General features: G+C 73.5%; 11 protein-coding genes. 7 read left to right on the top strand and 4 right to left on the bottom strand.

Annotation, left to right across the window (positions count from 1 at the left end; all coding sequences use genetic code 11):
• The first annotated feature begins 96 nt into the window (after window positions 1–96).
• The 4 genes from AB0H53_RS18520 (at window position 97) to pulA (ending at window position 10,359) form a co-directional block, all read left to right on the top strand.
• Window positions 97–1,788: a glycoside hydrolase family 13 protein gene (locus AB0H53_RS18520; RefSeq protein WP_362113911.1), complete on the top strand. Its 1,692-nt coding sequence runs from the start codon at window positions 97–99 to the stop codon at window positions 1,786–1,788.
• Window positions 1,776–2,834 carry a LacI family DNA-binding transcriptional regulator gene (locus AB0H53_RS18515; RefSeq protein ID WP_362113908.1) on the top strand — a complete coding sequence of 353 codons (1,059 nt, stop codon included), beginning with the start codon at window positions 1,776–1,778 and terminating at the stop codon, window positions 2,832–2,834. Before AB0H53_RS18520 ends, AB0H53_RS18515 begins: the two co-directional genes overlap by 13 nt.
• A gap of 399 nt (window positions 2,835–3,233) precedes the next feature.
• Window positions 3,234–4,928: a carbohydrate-binding module family 20 domain-containing protein gene (locus tag AB0H53_RS18510; RefSeq protein ID WP_362113905.1), complete on the top strand. Its 1,695-nt coding sequence runs from the start codon at window positions 3,234–3,236 to the stop codon at window positions 4,926–4,928.
• Between the two features lie 82 nt (window positions 4,929–5,010).
• Window positions 5,011–10,359, top strand: coding sequence for a pullulanase-type alpha-1,6-glucosidase (gene pulA, locus AB0H53_RS18505; RefSeq protein WP_362113903.1), 5,349 nt, complete (start codon window positions 5,011–5,013; stop codon window positions 10,357–10,359).
• Window positions 10,360–10,437: 78 nt separating this feature from the next.
• Here pulA and AB0H53_RS18500 read toward each other — a convergent pair whose 3' ends face one another.
• Entirely contained in the window at window positions 10,438–11,157 is a 720-nt protein-coding gene (locus AB0H53_RS18500) for a TetR/AcrR family transcriptional regulator (protein ID WP_362113900.1), read from the bottom strand.
• 64 nt (window positions 11,158–11,221) lie between these two features.
• On the opposite strand from AB0H53_RS18500, the gene AB0H53_RS18495 reads away from it, so the two are divergent.
• The gene (locus tag AB0H53_RS18495) at window positions 11,222–11,602 is read left to right on the top strand and encodes a hypothetical protein (RefSeq protein WP_362113897.1); all 381 of its coding nucleotides are present in this window, start codon (window positions 11,222–11,224) and stop codon (window positions 11,600–11,602) included.
• A 232-nt stretch (window positions 11,603–11,834) separates the two neighbouring features.
• Window positions 11,835–12,164, top strand: a complete 330-nt coding sequence (locus tag AB0H53_RS18490; RefSeq protein ID WP_362113894.1) for a hypothetical protein — start codon at window positions 11,835–11,837, stop codon at window positions 12,162–12,164.
• Between the two features lie 42 nt (window positions 12,165–12,206).
• On the opposite strand, the gene AB0H53_RS18485 is transcribed toward AB0H53_RS18490, so the two are convergent.
• Window positions 12,207–14,243, bottom strand: coding sequence for a hypothetical protein (locus AB0H53_RS18485; RefSeq protein ID WP_362114079.1), 2,037 nt, complete (start codon window positions 14,241–14,243; stop codon window positions 12,207–12,209).
• A 21-nt stretch (window positions 14,244–14,264) separates the two neighbouring features.
• Window positions 14,265–17,381 (bottom strand): alpha-N-acetylglucosaminidase, encoded by a 3,117-nt coding sequence (locus AB0H53_RS18480; protein ID WP_362113891.1) that lies wholly within the window; start codon window positions 17,379–17,381, stop codon window positions 14,265–14,267.
• A gap of 106 nt (window positions 17,382–17,487) precedes the next feature.
• Here AB0H53_RS18480 and AB0H53_RS18475 point away from each other — a divergent pair, with 106 nt between their 5' ends.
• Window positions 17,488–17,952 (top strand): hypothetical protein, encoded by a 465-nt coding sequence (locus tag AB0H53_RS18475; RefSeq protein WP_362113888.1) that lies wholly within the window; start codon window positions 17,488–17,490, stop codon window positions 17,950–17,952.
• A gap of 35 nt (window positions 17,953–17,987) precedes the next feature.
• On the opposite strand, the gene AB0H53_RS18470 is transcribed toward AB0H53_RS18475, so the two are convergent.
• Entirely contained in the window at window positions 17,988–19,535 is a 1,548-nt protein-coding gene (locus tag AB0H53_RS18470; RefSeq protein WP_362113885.1) for a DUF1996 domain-containing protein, read from the bottom strand.
• Window positions 19,536–19,651 lie beyond the last annotated feature (116 nt).

Genomic DNA, 19,651 nt, shown 5'->3' with positions numbered 1-19,651 from the left:
CCCGCCCACCGGATCCGTACCTCCCGGTCCGCGGCGCCGGTCCGGCCTGTTCCCGGACCGGCGCCGCTCCTCCCACTCCTTACCCACAGGGAAGACATGACCCAGCACCTCGCTGCCCCCGCCGCCCCGACCACCGGCACGCACACGGGCTGGTGGAGAGACGCGGTGATCTACCAGGTCTATCCGCGCAGCTTCGCCGACGGCAACGGCGACGGCATGGGCGATCTGGAAGGCATCCGCGGCCGGCTGCCCTACCTCAAGGACCTCGGGGTCGACGCCGTCTGGCTCAGCCCCTTCTACGCCTCCCCGCAGGCCGACGCCGGGTACGACGTCGCCGACTACCGGGCCATCGACCCGATGTTCGGCACCCTGCTCGACGCCGACGCGCTGATCCGCGAGGCACACGCCCTGGGCCTGCGCGTCATCGTCGACCTGGTGCCCAACCACTCGTCCGACCAGCACGAGTGGTTCCAGCGGGCGCTGCGCGAGGGCCCCGGTTCCCCGCTGCGCGAGCGCTACCACTTCCGCGCCGGCAGGGGCGCCGACGGCGAACTGCCGCCCAACGACTGGGAGTCCATCTTCGGCGGGCCCGCCTGGACCCGGGTCGAGGACGGCGAGTGGTACCTGCACCTCTTCGCCCCCGAGCAGCCCGACTTCAACTGGGAGCACCCCGCCGTACGCGACGAGTTCCGCTCCATCCTGCGCTTCTGGCTCGACATGGGCGTCGACGGCTTCCGCGTCGACGTCGCCCACGGCCTGGTCAAGGCCGACGGGCTGCCCGACATCGGCGCGCACGACCAGCTCAAGCTGCTCGGCAACGACGAGATGCCGTTCTTCGACCAGGACGGCGTGCACGAGATCTACCGCAGCTGGCGCCAGGTCCTGGCCGAGTACTCCCCCTCACCTTCGGTCGGGGGCGCCCCCAGCGAGCGGATCCTCGTCGCCGAGGCATGGACCCCGACCGTCGAGCGCACCGCCCACTACGTGCGCCCCGACGAGATGCACCAGGCGTTCAACTTCCAGTACCTGGGCACCCACTGGGACGCCGCCGAGCTGCGCCGGGTCATCGACGCCTCGCTCGCCGCGATGCGCCCGGTCGGCGCCCCCACCACCTGGGTGCTCTCCAACCACGACGTGACCCGGCACGCCACCCGGTTCGCCAACCCGCCCGGCCTGGGCACCCAGCTGCGCGAGCCCGGCGACCGCGAGCTGGGCCTGCGCCGCGCCCGCGCGGCCACCCTGCTGATGCTGGCACTGCCCGGCTCCGCCTACCTCTACCAGGGCGAGGAGCTGGGCCTGCCGGACGTCACGGACCTGCCCGACGAGGTGCGTCAGGACCCGTCGTTCTTCCGGGCCACCGGCCAGGACGGCTTCCGGGACGGCTGCCGGGTGCCCATCCCCTGGACCGTCGGGGGCTCCTCGTACGGCTTCGGCAGCGGCGGCAGCTGGCTCCCGCAGCCCGCGACCTGGGGGCGGCTGAGCGTCGAGGCCCAGACGGGCGACCCGAACTCCACGCTGGAGCTGTACCGCAGCGCGCTGGCGGTGCGCCGGGAGCAGCCGGGCTTGGGCGCGGGCGACGCGGTGGAGTGGCTGGACGCCCCCGACGGCGTGCTGGCCTTCCGGCGCCGCACCCCGGACGGGACATTCGTCTGCACGGCCAACACCACCGGCCGCGCCGTGCGGATACCGGCCCCCGGACGGCTGTTGCTGGCCAACGACGAGGTACCGGTGTGTCAGGACGGCCTGGCCGAGGTACCCGCCGACACCACCGCCTGGTGGGCGGTGTGACAGTTCCCGAGCCGCGGGGCGACGCAGGAGGGGGCGCCCCGCGGCTCGCGGACATCGCGGCGCAGGCCGGGGTCAGCGAGGCCACGGTGAGCCGGGTCCTCAACGGCAGGGCGGGCGTCGCCGGGAGCACCAGGCACCGGGTGCTGGCCGCCCTGGACGTGCTGGGCTACGAACGCCCGGTACGGCTCAGGCAGCGCAGCGCCGGCCTGGTGGGCCTGGTCATCCCCGAGCTGACCAACCCCATCTTCCCCGCCTTCGCGCAGGTCATCGAGCAGGTGCTGGCCGGGCACGGCTACACGCCCGTGCTGTGCACCCAGATGCCGGGCGGCGCCACCGAGGACGAACTGGTCGAGCAGCTGGAGGAGCGCGGCGTCACCGGCATCGTCTTCCTCTCCGGGCTGCACGCCGACACCACCGCCGACCCGTCGCGCTACGTCGGACTGGCCGCCCGGGGCGTGCCGTTCGTCCTCATCAACGGCTTCAACGAGCGCGTGGACGCCCATTTCGTCTCGCCCGACGACCGCTCGGCGGCCCGGATGGCGGTGCGCCACCTGGTCGAGCTGGGCCACGAGCGCATCGGGCTGGCCATCGGGCCCACCAGGTACGTGCCCTCGCGGCGCAAGGCCGAGGGGTTCACGGCGGCGCTGTGCGGCCTGCTGAAGCTGGACCGGCGGGAGGCGGAATCGCTGGTGCGCCCCACCCTGTTCGGGGTGGAGGGCGGGCAGGCGGCGGCCGGCGAGCTGCTCGACCAGGGCTGCACGGGGATCGTCTGCGGCAGCGACCTGATGGCGCTCGGCGCGGTCCGCGCGGTGCGGGGGCGCGGGCTCGACGTGCCACGGGACGTGTCGGTGGTCGGCTTCGACGACTCGCCGCTCATCGCGTTCACCGACCCGCCGCTGACCACCGTGCGCCAGCCCGTGCGGGCGATGGCGACGGCCGCGGTGGACGCGCTGCTGGAGGAGATCGACGGCAACCCGGTGCAGCGCACGGAGTTCGTCTTCCAGCCGGAGCTGGTGGTACGGGGTTCCACGGCGCAGCCGAGGTAGGGGTGCGGGGGCCCGGGGCGTGCCCGGTCGGGCGGCGGGGTCCTGACGGGCCCCGGGCCTCCCGGCTGGTGACCGGCCCGACCGGCCGGGCGCGTGGAGCCCCGGGCGGAAACCGCCGGGGCCCTCGGCCGGCCGGACCGGGGTCCTGGTTGAACGTAACACCGCTGCAATGGCTTGCGAAAGAGCTTGCAGCGAGGAAACCCGTTGGGTTTCCGGGGAGTAACCGGACTGTGTCGCAGGGGTTGACCGCGTGACGACCGCCTCGTACGGTCACGACCGAAAAACATTGCTGCTTTCTTGCAGCAAGATTCTTCATCCCCCATCGGCCTTGCTGGCATGGCGCGTTGCCGTACGAGGCTGCACCGTCGCAACCGCACCTCCCTGTCCCCAGGAGGAACCATGGCCAGCAAGACCGTGGCCGCCGCCCTCGCCCTCGTGGCGGGAGCGGCTGTGGCCGTCACGGCACCCCCCGCACCGGCGCAGGCCGCGCCCCCCGGCACCAAGGACGTCACCGCCGTACTGTTCGAGTGGAACTTCGCCTCGGTGGCCAGGGCCTGTACCGAGACCCTCGGCCCGGCGGGCTACGGCTACGTCCAGGTCTCACCGCCCCAGGAGCACATCCAGGGCAGCCAGTGGTGGACCTCGTACCAGCCCGTCAGCTACCGGATAGCCGGACGCCTCGGCGACCGGACCGCCTTCCGCGACATGGTGAACACCTGCCACGGCGCCGGCGTCAAGGTCGTGGCCGACGCCGTCATCAACCACATGGCGGCCGGATCGGGCACCGGCACCGGCGGCTCGTCGTACACCAAGTACGGCTACCCCGGCCTGTACTCGGCCCCCGACATGAACGACTGCACCGCGCAGATCACCAGCTACCAGGACCGCGGGAACGTCCAGAACTGCGAGCTCGTGGGCCTCGCCGACCTGGACACCGGTGAGGAGTACGTCCGCGGCAGGATCGCCGGGTACCTGAACGACCTGCTGTCACTGGGTGTCGACGGCTTCCGCGTCGACGCCGCCAAGCACATGCCGGCCGCCGACCTGGCCGCCATCAAGGCCAGGCTCACCGACCCGGGCGTGTACTGGAAGCAGGAGGCGATCCACGGCGCCGGCGAGGCCGTCTCGCCCAGCGAGTACCTCGGCAACGGCGACGTCCAGGAGTTCCGCTACGCCCGCGACCTCAAGCGGGTCTTCCTCGCCGAGAACCTCGCCCACCTGAGGAACTTCGGTGAGGGCTGGGGACACATGGAGTCCGGCAGGTCCGCCGTCTTCGTCGACAACCACGACACCGAGCGCGTCGGGGACACCCTCAGCTACAAGAACGGCTCCGCCTACACGCTGGCCAACGTCTTCATGCTGGCCTGGCCCTACGGCTCACCGGACGTCCACTCCGGCTACGAGTGGTCCGACAAGGACGCCGGCCCGCCCGCCGGCGGCAACGTCGGCGCCTGCTACAGCGACGGCTGGAAGTGCCAGCACGCGTGGCGCGAGATCGCCTCGATGGTCGCACTCCGGAACGTGGCGCGCGGTCAGGGCGTCACGAACTGGTGGGACAACGGCGGCGACCAGATCGCCTTCGGCCGCGGCGACAAGGCGTACGTCGCCATCAACCACGAGGCCGCGGCGCTGACCCGGACCTTCCAGAGCTCGCTGCCCGCCGGCACCTACTGCGACGTGCAGAGCGGCCGGCCGGTGACCGTGGGCGGCACCGGCCAGTTCACCGCCACCCTCGCCGCGGGCACCGCGCTCGCCCTGCACACCGGCGCCAAGGGCTGCGGCACCACGACCACCCCCGTCTCCGGCGGCGCCTCCTTCGCCGTGCACGCCACCACCGTGCCCGGCGAGAACATCCACGTCACCGGTGACCGGGCCGCCCTGGGCGACTGGAACCCGGCCGGCGCCCCCCGGCTGGACCCGGCCGGCTACCCGGTCTGGAAGCTGGACGTGAACCTGCCCGCCGGGACCACCTTCGCGTACAAGTACCTGCGCAAGGACGCCGCCGGAAACGTGACCTGGGAGAGCGGCGCCAACCGCACCGCCACCGTCCCGGCCTCCGGGAAGGTCACCCTGAACGACACCTGGCGCCCCTGACGCCACCCGCCCGGCCGCCCCGCGCCCGCGCGGGGCGGCACCGGTCACCCGCCCACGCCACCCGCTTCGAGGAGATCCCACCTTGAGACGCCTCCGCCCCCTGGCGCGCCCCGCCGCGGCCGCCCTCGCGGCGGCCACGGCCGCCGCGCTCGTCCCCGCCCTCCCGGCGGTGGCCGCGCCCCGGCCGCCCGCGCCACCGTCCGACGCCCGGCTGGCCGCCGAACCCGCCCGCCACGACCTGACCCGCGAGCAGTTCTACTTCGCGCTGCCGGACCGGTTCGCCAACGGCGACCCGCGCAACGACCGCGGCGGACTGACCGGCTCCCGCCTCACCACCGGCCACGACCCCGCCGACAAGGGCTTCTACCAGGGCGGCGACCTCAAGGGGCTCACCGAGAAGCTCGACTACATCAAGGGCCTGGGCACCACCGCCATCTGGCTGGCGCCCCTCTTTAAGAACCAACCCGTCCAGGGCGAGGGAAAGGACGCCTCAGCCGGCTACCACGGCTACTGGATCACCGACTTCACCCAGGTCGACCCGCACTTCGGCACCAACGCCGACCTGGAGAGGCTCATCGACAAGGCCCACGCCAAGGGCATGAAGGTCTTCTTCGACGTCATCACCAACCACACCGCCGACGTCGTCGACTACCGGGAGAAGTCCTACGGCTACCTCTCCAAGGGCGCCTTCCCGTACCTCACCGAGGACGGCGTCCCGTTCGACGACGCCGACCACGCCGACGGCACCGAGCCGTTCCCGGAGACGGACCGCGACTCCTTCCCGCGCACTCCGGTCGTCCCCGACGCCAAGAAGGACCTCAAGGTCCCCGCCTGGCTCAACGACCCGACGATGTACCACAACCGGGGCGACTCGACCTTCGCCGGGGAGTCCTCCACCCAGGGCGACTTCGCCGGTCTGGACGACCTGTGGACCGAGCGCCCCGAGGTCGTCGAGGGCATGGCGAAGATCTACCAGCGCTGGGTGCGCGACTTCGACATCGACGGCTTCCGCGTCGACACCGTCAAGCACGTCAACACCGAGTTCTGGACCCAGTGGGCCACCGCCCTGGACGCGTACGCCGCCAAGCGCGGCCGTGACGACTTCTTCATGTTCGGCGAGGTGTACTCCGCAGACCCGGCCGTCACCGCCCCGTACGTCACGCGGGGCCGGCTCGACGCCACCCTCGACTTCCCCTTCCAGGACGCCGCCCGCCGGTACGCCTCCCAGGGCGGCCCCGCCACCAGGCTGTCCGAGCTGTTCGCCCAGGACTACCGCTACACCACCGACAAGGCCAACGCCTACGAGTCGGTGCCCTTCCTCGGCAACCACGACATGGGCCGCTTCGGCGCCTTCCTGAAGCAGGACAACGCCGGGGCCGGCGACCGGGAACTCCTGAACCGCTACCGGCTCGCCAACGAGCTGATGTTCCTCACCCGCGGCAACCCGGTCGTCTACTACGGCGACGAGCAGGGCTTCACCGGCGCCGGCGGCGACAAGGACGCCCGCCAGACCCTGTTCGCGTCGAAGACCCCCGACTACCTCGACGACGACCAGCTCGGCACCGACCGCACGCACGCCACCGACGCGTACGACACCGGCCACCCCCTCTACCGCTCCATCGCCGCCCTGTCCCGGCTGACCAGGAACCACCCGGCCCTCCGCGACGGCGTCCAGACCGAGCGGCACGCCGACACCGGGCAGGGCGTGTACGCCTTCTCCCGTACGGACACGAAGAAGCGCACCGAGTACGTCGTCGCCGTCAACAACGCCACCGCCCCGAAGACCGTGGAGTTCGCCACCGACTCCCCGGACACGGCCTTCCGGTACCTGTACGGCGGCACGGGCACCGTCACGAGCAGCGCCGGCGGCAAGCTGAAGCTCACCGTCCCCGCCCTCTCCTCCGTCGTCCTCAAGGCGGGCAGGTCCGTACCGGCCCCCGCCACCGCGCCCACCATCGACCTCAGGGCCCCGGCCGCCGGAGCCACCGGTACCGTCGAGATCGCGGCGGACGTCCACGGCGGCTCACTGAACCGGGTCGTCTTCACCGCCCAGACCGGCAGCGGCAGGTGGCAGACCCTCGGCTCGGCCGACCACGCCCCCTACAAGGTCACCCACACCGTCACCGCCCCCGAGGGCACGGCCCTGCGCTACAAGGCCGTCGTCGTCGACAGCACCGGCCGCACCGCAAGCGCCCTCGCCACCACCACGGCGGGTCAGGCGCCCAAGCCCGGCAGGCCCAGCGCCGTCGACCGCGACTACGCCGTCGTCCACTACCAGCGGCCCGACGGCGACTACGACGGGTGGCAGCTGCGGACGGGCACCACCACCGCCGCCTTCACCGGCCGTGACACGTACGGCGCCTTCGCCTGGGTCAAGGTCGAGGACGGCGCCATGTCCGTCCCGTACACCGTCGAGAAGAACGGCACCGCCGACGGCCCGCGGCGCACCCTCGACCTCTCGGCCACCGGCGAGCTGTGGATCAAGCAGGGCTCCGACGGGCAGGCCGACAAGGCCCCCGGCGGCGCCTACCCGCCGCAGGACCAGGGCAAGGCCGTCATCCACTACCACCGCCCCGACGGCGACTACGACGGCTGGGGCCTGCACACCTGGGCCGGCGCCGCCACCCCCACCGACTGGTCCAAGCCGCTCCAGCCGGTGAAGAAGGACGCCTTCGGCCTCACCTTCGAAGTACCGCTCGCCACCGGGGCCACGTCCCTCTCCTACATCGTCCACAAGGGCGACGAGAAGGACATCCCCGCCGACCGGTCCCTCGACTTCGGCACCCATGGCAAGGAGGTCTGGCTCCTCACCGGGGACAGCGGCTACCTGCTGCCCACCACCGGCGCGGCGCCCGCGCTCGACCTCACCAAGGCCGAGGCCCAGTGGATCGACGCCGGCACCGTCGTCTGGAAGGTCGAGGCCGCGCCCGGCACCAGCACCCAGCTCGTGTACGACCGGGACGGCGGGATCACCGCCACGAACGGCGCCCTGTCCGGCGAGGGCCGCTGGCTGCGCCTGAATCCCGCCGCTCTCACCGACGCGCAGCAGGCGAAGCACCCGCACCTCAAGGACTACCCGGCCTTCACCCTCGACCCGCGCGACCGCGACCGGGTGCGGGACGCCCTGCGCGGCCAGCTGATCGCCACCCGGCGGGCCGCCAGCGGCGCCCTGCTCGCCGCCACCGGCGTCCAGATCCCGGGCGTCCTGGACGACCTGTACGCCAGGAAGGCGCAAGCCGAGGCGCTCGGCCCCGTCTTCCGCGACGGCACGCCCACCCTGTCCCTCTGGGCACCCACCGCCCAGGGCGTGGCCCTCGAACTCGACGGCCGGCGTGTGGCGATGAAACGGGACGCGGCCACCGGCGTCTGGTCCGTCACCGGCAACAGGAGCTGGCAGGGCAAGCCCTACCGGTACGAGGTGAAGGTCTGGGCGCCCACCGTCCGGAAGGTCGTGACCAACAAGGTCACCGACCCCTACTCCACCGCCCTGACCGCCGACTCCGCCCGCAGCCTGGTCACTGACCTCGCCGACCCGAAGCTCGCCCCGAAGGGCTGGACGACGCTCAGGAAACCGGCCGCCATCCCGCTGCGGGACGCGCAGATCCAGGAGCTGCACGTCCGCGACTTCTCCATCGCGGACCGTACGTCGAAGCACCCGGGCGGCTACCTCGCCTTCACCGACACCACGTCGGACGGCATGAAGCACCTGAGGAAGCTGGCCGGCAGCGGCACCTCGTACGTGCACCTGCTGCCCGTCTTCGACATCGGCACCATCCCCGAGAAGAAGTCCGGCCAGGCCACGCCCGACTGCGACCTGGAGGCGTACGCCCCCGACTCGGACGAACAGCAGGCGTGCGTGTCCAAGGCCGCCGCCAAGGACGCGTTCAACTGGGGCTACGACCCGCTGCACTACACCGTCCCCGAGGGCTCCTACGCCTCCGACCCGGACGGCACCCGCCGCACGGTCGAGTTCCGGCGGATGGTCCAGGGCCTCAACGGGGCCGGGCTGCGCACCGTGATGGACGTGGTCTACAACCACACCGTGGCGAGCGGCCAGTCGGACAAGTCCGTCCTCGACAGGATCGTGCCCGGCTACTACCAGCGCCTGCTGCCCGACGGCACCGTCGCCACCTCCACCTGCTGCGCCAACACCGCGCCCGAGAACACGATGATGGGCAAGCTCGTCGTCGACTCGGTCGTCACCTGGGCGAAGGAGTACAAGGTCGACGGCTTCCGCTTCGACCTCATGGGCCACCACCCCAAGGCCAACATGCTGGAGGTCAGGAAGGCCCTCGACGCGCTCACGGTCGCCAAGGACGGCGTTGACGGCAAGAAGATCATCCTGTACGGCGAGGGCTGGAACTTCGGCGAGATCGCCGACGACGCCCGCTTCGTCCAGGCCACCCAGAAGAACATGGCCGGCACCGGCATCGCGACCTTCTCCGACCGCGCCCGCGACGCCGTACGCGGCGGCGGACCGTTCGACGCCGACCCCGGCGTCCAGGGCTTCGCCTCCGGTCTGTTCACCGACCCCAACACGTCCGAGGCCAACGGCACCCCGGCCGAGCAGAAGGCCCGCCTCCTGCACTACCAGGACCTGATCAAGGTCGGCCTGTCCGGCAACCTCGCCTCCTACACCTTCACCGACACCTCGGGCCGCGAGGTCAAGGGCTCCCAGGTCGACTACAACGGCGCCCCCGCCGGCTACGCCGCCGCCCCCGGCGACGCCCTCGCCTACGCGGACGCCCACGACAACGAGACCCTGTACGACGCGCTCGCCTTCAAGCTCCCGGCGGCCACGTCCCCCGACGACCGGGCCAGGATGCAGGTCCTCGCCATGGCGACCGCCGCCCTCTCCCAGGGCCCGGCGCTCTCCCAGGCGGGCAGCGACCTGCTCCGCTCCAAGTCGCTGGACCGCAACTCGTACGACAGCGGCGACTGGTTCAACGTCCTCAACTGGGACTGCCGGGCCGGCAACGGCTTCGGGCGCGGCCTGCCGCCGGCGGCCGACAACAAGGACAAGTGGTCCTTCGGGAAGCCGCTGCTGTCCTCCCCGTCCCTGACGGTCGGCTGCCCGCAGATCACCGGAGCCTCCGCCGCCTACCGGGACCTGCTGAAGCTCCGTACGACGGAGAAGGCCTTCAGCCTGTCCACGGCCGGCGAGGTCCAGTCCGCGCTGTCCTTCCCGCTCTCCGGCCCGGACGAGACCCCCGGAGTGGTCACCATGCGGCTGGGCGACCTGGTCGTGGTCTTCAACGCCACCCCCGACCGGCAGGCCCAGAAGGTCCCCGCCCTCGCCGGACGGGACCACGCCCTGCACCCGGTCCAGGCCCAGGGAGCCGACCCCACGGTCAAGGCGTCGACGTACGACCCGGCCACGGCGACCTTCACCGTCCCGGCCCGTACGGTGGCGGTCTTCACCCGGCGCTGAGCCGGCGGCCCCGGCCGGCGGGCACGGACAGGGGGCGGCGGCCCGGACACGGGCCGCCGCCCCCTTCCCCGCACGCCGCTACCGCACGGCCCGGTCGGGCACCGAGGGCAGCAGTGTGCCCAGCCGGCCGATCAGGTCGGCGAACGGCCCGTCGGCCGGCTCGTCCGCCAGGACGCGCGCCAGCAGTTCCGCCGTCTCGTGGTCGTACGCCGCGCTCACCGCCGCCAGCGCCACGAAGTCGTGCACCAGTTGCAACTCCAGCTCCCGGCGCGGGACCCGGCGCCCGTCCAGCCAGATCAGCGCGGTCGACTCGGCGAGCGAGACCCACGACCGCACCACCAGCTCCAGCCGGGCGGGCGGGTCGGTCACCCCGAGGTGCGCCAGGATCTGGTCGCGGGCCGCCCGGCGCACCTCGTCGATCGTCGCGGTCGCGGTCGCGGTCGCGGAGCCGACCGCGGGGCCGCCCCGCATCAGTGCCGCGAACCCCGGCCCGTGTTCCTCCACGAAGTCGAAGTACCGCCCCATGACCCGCAGCAGCCGGGCCCCCAGCGGCCCCTCGCGCGGTTCCAGGAACCGTCCCGCCAGCTCGTCGGCCGCCAGCCGCAGCGCCGCCTCGTACAGGCTCTGCTTTCCGGGGAAGTAGTGGTAGACGAGCGGCCGGGAGATACCGGCGGCGGCGGCGATCTCGTCGATCGACACCTCCTCGGGGGAGCGGCGTCCGAACAGGTCCAGGGCGACCTCGATCAGCTGCCGTCTGCGCTCCTCGACACCCATCCTGCGGCGCATTCCGGTCGTCATGCGCCCAGCCTAACGACCGCCCTCGAACAGCGTGCGACGCGGCGTCCGTTACGCTCCGGGGACCATGAGCACTTCCGACCAGGACAGCGACCGGGACACGGACGAGAGCAGGGACGGGAACACGGACGAGGGCACCGCGCCGGACCCCGGCCCGGGCGGCTGGGACCAGGGCGCCGACGCGCCCCGCTCCGGGCTCAGCCCCCGCCAGGCGCGCCGGCTGCGCGTCGCCGCCGCGTCCGTCCTGCTGGTGGCGATGGCGGTCGTCCTGGTGCTCCGCCTGGCCAGCCGCACCTCCGTCCTGGTGGTCGGAGTCTACGGCCTGGCCATGATCCTCTGCGGTGTCGTCATCGAACTCAGCCGGCACGGCCGCACCCGGCTCGGCACCTGGCTGCTCGGCACCGGCCTGCTCGCGGCGCTGGCCGCGGACTGGCTGCTGCTGCCGTGACGGAATCCGATGAGCCCTTCCACGACATCACCTGAGGTCATGCTGATCGACCACATGACCAGGGGAGGGGAATGTCCGTGCACCGGATACTCAGGGGGGTGGCGGCCGGGGCCGCTGCGCTCGGCGGGGTGATCCTCGGTTCGGGTACGGCGGTCGCCGCGCCGAACGGCAGGCGGTCGTCGGTCCGTTCTCCAGCCGTGGCAAGTCGGTGCCCCATCCCGCGGCGAGCGGAGTGAGGTTCCAGGGCCGCCTCGTCGTCAGCAGCCTGGGCAGGGCCCAACTCGTGCCGGTGGCCGGCAACTTCCCCGGCGGGCCCGTCACGATGAGCGGTGCCGTCGACAGCGACTTCGGCGCCGCCCCCTGCAACGAGAAGACCCTCGCCACGGGGAGCAACCACGCCTGTCACGGCCCGGCCGACGTCGTCGAGGACTGCCACGACCGGGGAGCCGGGGCCGCCGACGGTCCCTACGGCGGGACGGTGCGCCTGACCGTCGGCGGGCAGACCGCGGAGACCAGCCTCCACGACGTCTGCCTCGCCTGGGACGAGGAGCCCTGGTCCTGACCGGACACCCGGCCCGGCCGCGCACCGCCACCGCGCGGCCGGTCACCGCAGCGCGTGGACCGTGGTGCCGTCGTCCAGCCGGCCGGACAGTTCCACCCGCTCGGTGGGCTTCCGCTCCAGCCCGAGCGCGAGCAGCCGTCCCTCGCCGCCGCCGGTCACCCCGCCCGACGCGGTGACCGAGGCGACCTGACGGCTGCCGGCGGCCAGCATGTACCACCGGCCGCCCGGCGACTGCCACAGCACACCCGCCAGGACACGCGGGTCCCGCTCGGCGCACACCGGGGAGTCCTCCGCCGTCCCCACGACCGAACCCGCCGTCACCGGCGCGCCCGCCGCCGCGGCGGACCGCCGGCCCTGGGGCGCCTGGAACTGCGCCAGCGCCATGCTGCCGGTACCGCGCCAGGTCTCGGCGCGGGTGCACAGCCAGGCCGCCGTGCCGCCCGCCCCGGGCAGCTCCTGCTCGGCGAACCGCCATGAGTTCACCGACCGCACACCGCGCGCACGCACCTGCGACAGCAGGCAGGCGGTCCGCGCCCACTCCGCCCGGGCCGCCTCGTCGGTCACATCGGCCGGGGCGGACGGCGGGCCGGACGTCAGCCGGGCCGGGGTGAGCTCACCGAGGTCGGTCAGCAGCCGGGTCGAGGCGCCCTCGCGCACCTCCAGGGCGTCCCAGGAGCGGCACTGGCTCGGCGCCGCCGGGCTGGGCGTGGGGACGGTCACCCCGCGCGCGTCCCGGGTCAGGGCGCGGACCGGGTCGGCGGGGCGGAGCAGGTCGCGCACCGCCACCTCGCGGACCCACGGCGCCGTCAGGTAACGGACGTTGGCGTGCGAGCGGCCCACCACCAGGGCGCCGGCCGCGGCGCTGTCGGCACCGTCGGTGCGCGCGAAGTCCAGCGCCGCGACCTGGGTGCCGTCCTTGGGCTCCGCGTACCGCACCGCCCGCAGCCCGTCGTGGAACAGCACCACTCGGCCCGCGTCGACCTCCCCGGCGAACAGCAGTTGCGGCGGGCCCATCGGCGGGCCGGGCGGCGTGCCGGGGGTCGCCGACACCTGGACCGACTCCCCGGGGCGGGCCCAGACGGCCAGCGCCCGGCCCAGCAGCGCGCGGTCACCGGTGAGTTCGCCCCGGGCGGGCCACACCGAGAAGTCCGTACGGACCGACCGCTGCCAGGCGGCCGGCGCGACGCGCCGCAGGCGGCCCGGGTCCAGCGCCGCCTCGGACACCGGATTGCGGGCGTACTCGGGGGCGGCCGCCCCGTCCGGGCCCCAGCCGTCCCCCGGCGTGACCAGCAGCGCCCCGCACACCACCGCGGCGGCGAGCGCCGCCAGCGCGGCCCTGGTGTGCTGGCGGCGGCGCACCAGGTCCGTCGGCCGCGCCCGGAGCGAGCACGGGTCGAACTCGGGCGACTCCAGCAGGCCGTACGACGCCTCCAGCCCGTCGGCCTCGGCCAGCGCCGCCGCCGGCTCGGCCACCCCGGCGGCGGCCAGCACCCGGTGGGCCTCCGCGTCGCCCTGCCGCTCCAGCCCGCGCAGCACACAGGCCGCCCGGCCGGGTCCGGACATGGCGTTCAGCCGCTGGTCCAGGGCGAGTTCGTCGGCGCCGCCCGAGTGCGGGAACAACCGCAGCCCCCACACCTGGGGGAGCAGCGGCGGCAGCTGGGCCCGCTTGGGCCACGCCCAGCGCTTCAGCGGCAGACCGGCCGCGAGGGCCTGGCGCAGCACCTGGAGGCGCACATGGGCGTAGCCCGTGTCGGTCGCGTCCCCGGTCCGCCGCTGGCCCGGCATCGCCGCCCCGCCGCCGTCACCGGAGCCGCCGCCGCCCGGAGCGATCCCGGTGCCGGCGCCGGTGCTGTGGCCGGCACCGGGATCGCCGGGCCTGCCGGAGGCGGGCTTGCGGGGCAGCGAGCGCTGCACGAGGGAGTGCGCGGTCAGCACACGGCGGCTGCGGCCGAGGGCGGGCGGCAGCACCAGATAGGCGATGCGGACGAGCCGGGGATAGTGCTCGACGAGAGCCGCCTCCGCCTGTTCGACATCGACGGGCGAGAAGCTGGCCAGATCCTGGGTGCTCACGTGCAGCAGAACGAACGAGTCCGGGGATGGTCACCTGGCCGCGGGCCCGCCCCAGCCGGCCGGCCCGCTGAACACCGCCGTTCCCCGCGCCCCGCCGCCCCCGTTCACGGCCGTCATGAACAGGCCCGCGTCGGACACCGGTGCCGCGCCCGGCACCCGGACCGTGGCGACCGTACGCCATGTGTCGCCCCCGTCGGTGGAGCAGGCGCCGGTGAAGGCGTCCCCCGCGCGGGACAGCCGCAGCACCACCGGCGCCGCGATCCCGGTGATCCGCCGCCGGCTGTCGAGGGTGCCGTCACCGGTCGAGTCGTAGGACAGGGCGACGCCGTTGGCCGGGGTCACCGCCAGATCGACGAACCCGGGCGCGCCGGGGACGGCCAGGGCGTTCCGCACCACAATCCCGGCCCGCGCCCAGGGGCCCGTGGCGTCCTGCGCGTCGACCCGTACGGTGAGGGTCCCGCCGTCCGGGAACACCTCCTCGCGGTACAGGGCGCCGAACTCGGCGGTGGCCTTCCACAGGTCCTGGCCGCCGCCGTTGACGGCGTAGCGGTCGCCGAGCTGCCCGAAGACGGCGCCGTTGCTGGCGTAGGTGCGCCACGCCGCGTCCAGGGGGCCCGCGACGTACAGGTCGCCCCGGTGGACGGTGGTGACCGGCTCCTCGCCCCGGGGGCCGTACACCGCGCGCAGCGTGTAGGGCAGGGGTTCGACCGGGACGGTGAGCGGTGTCGCGGGGACGGCCACCCGCCAGGTGGCGGCGGCGGAGCCGGCCGCCGGGACGGGCGGGAGGTCGCGTCCGGGGAGGTCACCGAGGCCGGTGAGCGTCAGCCGGACCGGGCCGGTCGCCCGCAGGCCGTTGACGTTGCGGAACACGGCGGTGACCCGGCCGGTGGCGCCCGGGGCCGGCGCGGCGGGATCGGCGGAGACGGTGACGGCGCCCTGGAAGGGCGCGCGGGCGAGGGCGTCGAACACCCGGCGCGCGGTGCGGTGGGGATCGTGCGCCGGGCGCAGCGGATAGGGCTCGGTCCGCCGCGTCCAGGCTTCCTCCATCGCGTACCAGTCGAAGGACCTGGGGGCCCGGCCCTCGGCGAGGGCGTCCTCCAGTTCCTCCAGGTAGGCCCGCCACTGGGGGAGGTGCACATCGGCGATCAGGCCGGACCAGTCCCGGTTGGCGTAGTTGGCCAGCCGCCCGCCGTCCGCCGTGGCGCGGTCGGCCCAGGTGGTGACCAGGACGCGGGCGGTGCGCTCCAGGCCCTCCCGGCGGGCGTCCGCCAGCCAGGGCCCGAGCAGGAAGGCGCGGTGCGCGCCGGTCATCTCCTCGCTCAGCCGCATCAGTCTCAGCCACAGCCGGGACAGCGCGCGGAAGGTCTCCAGGTCCTTGTGGGTGAAGGCGGCCCTCAGCTCTCCGATGAGCTGCCAGGACCGGTTGGCGAGCACTTGGCGGCCGAGATCCGTGAGGTCGTGGCGGTAGGCGTCGGACCGGCGCAGGTGCTCGCGGACGCCGAGCAGCGCGGCGAACGCCTTGTCGAAGTCGGCGGGGTCGAAGGCGGGCGCGTGGGTCGCGTAGTGCGTCCCGGAACTGGCGGACAGGCTGGGCCGGGCGGCGAAGACCGAGTCGTGCGGGCGGCCGTCCCGGCTGGTGATCCGGTACGCGGTGTCGCGCAGGACGGCGAAGGCCGTCCGGGCGCTCTCGTCCCGGCCGCCGTAGCGCAGCTCGGCGTACTCGTCGAACCAGCGGGCCCGGTCGACCGGCTCCCGGCGCCAGGCCAGCTCGGAGAAGAGCTCCAGCGCGGCCGGGTCGCGCTCGGCGGCCTCCGGCATGTAGGCCGTCCCGGCGAGGGCGGAACCGGGCCGGTCGCGCCAGGCCGTGAACCGTTCGGTCCACAGGTGGGTCTTGGCGCCGATGGTGGTGCGGCCGCCGAAGTTGGGAATGGTGCCGAACGCGTAGGGGACGCCGCCCCAGTCCTTCTCCCGGTCGGTCACCGCCTCCAGGTCGGACAGCCCGTCCACGACGAGGAGCCGCGTCCTGTCGAGGGCGTCCAGCAGATCGCGGCGCGGGTTGCCCTGCCAGCCGAGGATCACCCAGGTGGCCCCGGGCCGGGCCCGCCGGAGGGCGGCCTCGACGGCCCTGGCCGCCTCGGGGACGGGCACGTCGCCCGCCGAGCCGCCCTCGTGCAGCAGGTCCATCTTGACGTGTCGCACCTCACCGAACAGGTCGCTCTGGTGGCGGTAGAAGGCGGCGGCCACCGAGCGGAACACCTCGGTGCGCGGGTCCAGCCAGTCGGGGCGCCGCAGCCCCGCCCACATGCCCTGCGGGACGGTCCGGGCGCCGGGGTTGCGGGCGGCGAAGCCGTCGGGCACGGTGCCGAAGTAACCGGGCAGGACGGGCGACATCCCCAGCTCGCGCAGCCGGTCGGTGATGCGGCGGCCCAGCGCCGCGCGGCGCGCGATGAGCCCGGCGCCGAGCGGACCGCCGTACCCGCTCATGTTCTGCAGCAGCCACCAGGGCTGGTGGGAGGGGGCGGGCAGCCAGGCGCGGGCCTCGGCGTCGGAGTAGCCGAACTCCGTGAGCAGCCGGTGGTAGACCGCCTCCTGCCCGGTGGTGACCAGGACCTCGTTGCAGCCGTGCAGGGCGAGGATGTCGATCAGCCGCTCCCAGCGCGGCCAGTCGGCGTACGGGGCGGTGTAACCGTCGTGCGTGTCGTTGAAGGCGAACCGGTGCGGGACGGTGGCCTCCCGGTACAGCGGCGCGCCGGGGGAGGGGAGCCGGGCGGGCAGGTCGAGCTGGGTGCCGGACCAGGAGATGTGCGCCCGGCAGACGTACTTCAGGTACCAGTGGACGCCGGTGAGGAGGGCGGCCGGGCCGGTCCCGGCCACCTCGATCCGGCCGGTGGACCCGGTCACCCGGAACCGCTCCGGGCCGTCGCCGGGGAGCAGCCGGGTGAGGTGGAACTGGTCCGCGTGCGCGGGCAGCAGCCGTTCGAGCGCGGCGCGGGCGGGAGCGGTGGCGCCGGCGGGCCCGGAAGGGCGGGAGCGACCGGTGGTGCCGCCGTCCGCCGGCACCGGGCCGGGCGCTGCCCCGGCCGGACCGGCGGCCGCGCCGATCGCCCCCGCGGCACCCAGCAGCGCGCGTCTCGACACAGGGGCCATGGGGTCCCCCCTCCTCCGCTTTGCTGATCACGTCTCAAGTGTTTGCGATTCGCACGTTACCTGCGGTTCGCCCACGCGGCGGGGTGCGAACCGGCACGATGGCCGGATGCGAACCAACCGAACTCGTGTGTCATTGGCGGCGGTCGTCCTCACGGCCCTGGCCCTCCCCGCGACCACCGCCTGCGACGCGGGAGGCAAGGAGCCCGCCGCCGTCCCGGAGGCGGCGGCGGGCACCCTGGAGCAGCTTGCCGCGAAGGCCGGCTGCGAGCCCAACATCCAGACCGACGCCAAGGAGATCCGCCAGGCCAACTGTGTGACGGGCGACGGCAGGTACGTCCTGGCGACCTTCGCCACCGACCGGGGCCAGCGGGAGTGGCTCAACGAGGCCAACGACTACGGCGGCACTTACCTGGTCGGCCGCAAATGGGTGGTCGTCGGGGAGGAGAAGGTGGTCACAGCGCTGCGCGGCCGGCTCGGGGGTGCGGTGGAGACCGCCTCGCCGCACCACTCGGGGGAGAACGGTGGTGGTGGGGGGAGCGAGGAGGGCCACACGGGGCACCACGGGAGCTGACCGCGCAGGTATGGGGGGTGGGGATCAGGTGGTGATCAGGCGCAACGGCGGCCGCCGTTGATGCAGTTCACCACCTGCTTCATCAACCGGTTGTCGAAGACGTTGATGAAGTCCCCGTGGTCGGTGACGGGCTTGTGGAGCTGCTCGGGGAACGAGTCCACCGCGAACGTGGTCCCGGCCGGGACGTCGTACACGATCCGCTGCACCAGCTGCGGAACAGCCCGGAACCCGTTCGGGCAGCGACCGTTCCCGTCCGCGAAGGCCACATGGGTGCGGTGGTTGGCGCTGTCGGTGTTCCTGCCGTCCCAGCAACTCTGGAACTTGAAGGTCCGTACGACGTCACTGCCCTCGGGGCAGATGGGGTACTTGTCCTTCAGCTGACGGTCCTCGAAACCGGTGCAGCTCCAGGAGGCGTTGGCGTTGGCGTCACCATTGGTGAAGGCCTTGGCGTCACCGGTGATGATCCGCAGGAACCTGGGCATGGCGGTGACCTTGGAGACCGGGCTGCCCACGAAGTCCATGGTGACCTGCGCGGGCGTCAGGATCTCGCCGACGTTCTGGTCGTTGCCGCCGCCGTCGGCGTTGGCGTCGGCCTCGTTCTGTCCGTTCTGCAGCCGCAGGACCGGCCAGAAATAGGTGGACCGGTCACCCTGGTTGCGGCAGGTGGTCCGGCCGCGGGCCAGGTCGTCGTCGCTGGCGAAGGCGTCATTGGCCTGGTTGCCCACGTAGTCGTGCATGTGGTGGGCGCCATTGCCGACCCCGGGCGCCACGATGACGTTGTCCGGGTTGAACTTCCCGTTCTCGTTCCGGCCGCAGTCGGTGGTGAAGGTTCCCCGGGACGCGCCGCGCAGTTCGCGCGGTTCGCGGACGTTGGGCCGGACGGACTGGATGTCGGCGAAGTCCGCCGCCACGGGGCCGTTCCCCGCCTGCCCCTGCCCTTGGCCCTGCCCCTGCCCCTGCCCTTGGCCCTGCCCTTGGCCCTGCCCCTGCCCCTGCCCTTGGTTCTGCCCCTGGCCCTGGTCACCGCCCTGGTCCTGCCCCTGGCCCTGCCCGCCGTTCAGGCCCTGGACATCACCGTTCTGGACGTCGCCGCCCTTGGTGGCGGCCTGGTCGTCGGCCCTCAGGGTGCACGGGGCCAGGCTCTCCAGCCCCGTCGGACGCTCCCCGCCACGGCCGATGGCGACGGCGATCCGCTCGATGGCCGCCGTCCGCTTGTCCTTCAGCGGAATGAGGATGGCGTTGTCGGCCAATCGGCGGTCCCGCTGGATCTCTTCCTTCCGGTCGGCGAACCGCTGGTACGCCTCGGTGATCTGCGTGTCCATCCTCGCCAGTTCCCGGTCCACCTCACGACGGGCCTGATCGGGCACCCCAGGCAGGCCGTTGGCGACTTCGGGGCAGTCGATGGTCGACACCTGCTGCCCGGCGCCGAGGGTGTGGGGCCGCTGCTGCGGCGCGCCCGACCAGCCCTCTCCCGCGGAGGCGTAGACATTGGCCGCGATCAGTCCGCCGCCGCCCAGTAGAAGGGCAGCCGAGGCGGCGATCACCCGGTTGGCCAGCGTCGAGCGTTTTCGTGTGCGTCCCATGGAACTCCAATCCTGGGCGGGGGGAACCGCGCCGTTCCATACGGCGGCGATTCCGGAGGCGTTCAACGGGCGCCCCAATTCGTAGGAAGCTACGGCGCCGACCGGGCGCGGCGCCG

The sequence above is a fragment of the Streptomyces sp. NPDC050856 genome, assembly GCF_040653855.1.
Lineage (GTDB): Bacteria > Actinomycetota > Actinomycetes > Streptomycetales > Streptomycetaceae > Streptomyces.
This window is presented reverse-complemented; position numbering and strand designations above follow the sequence as displayed.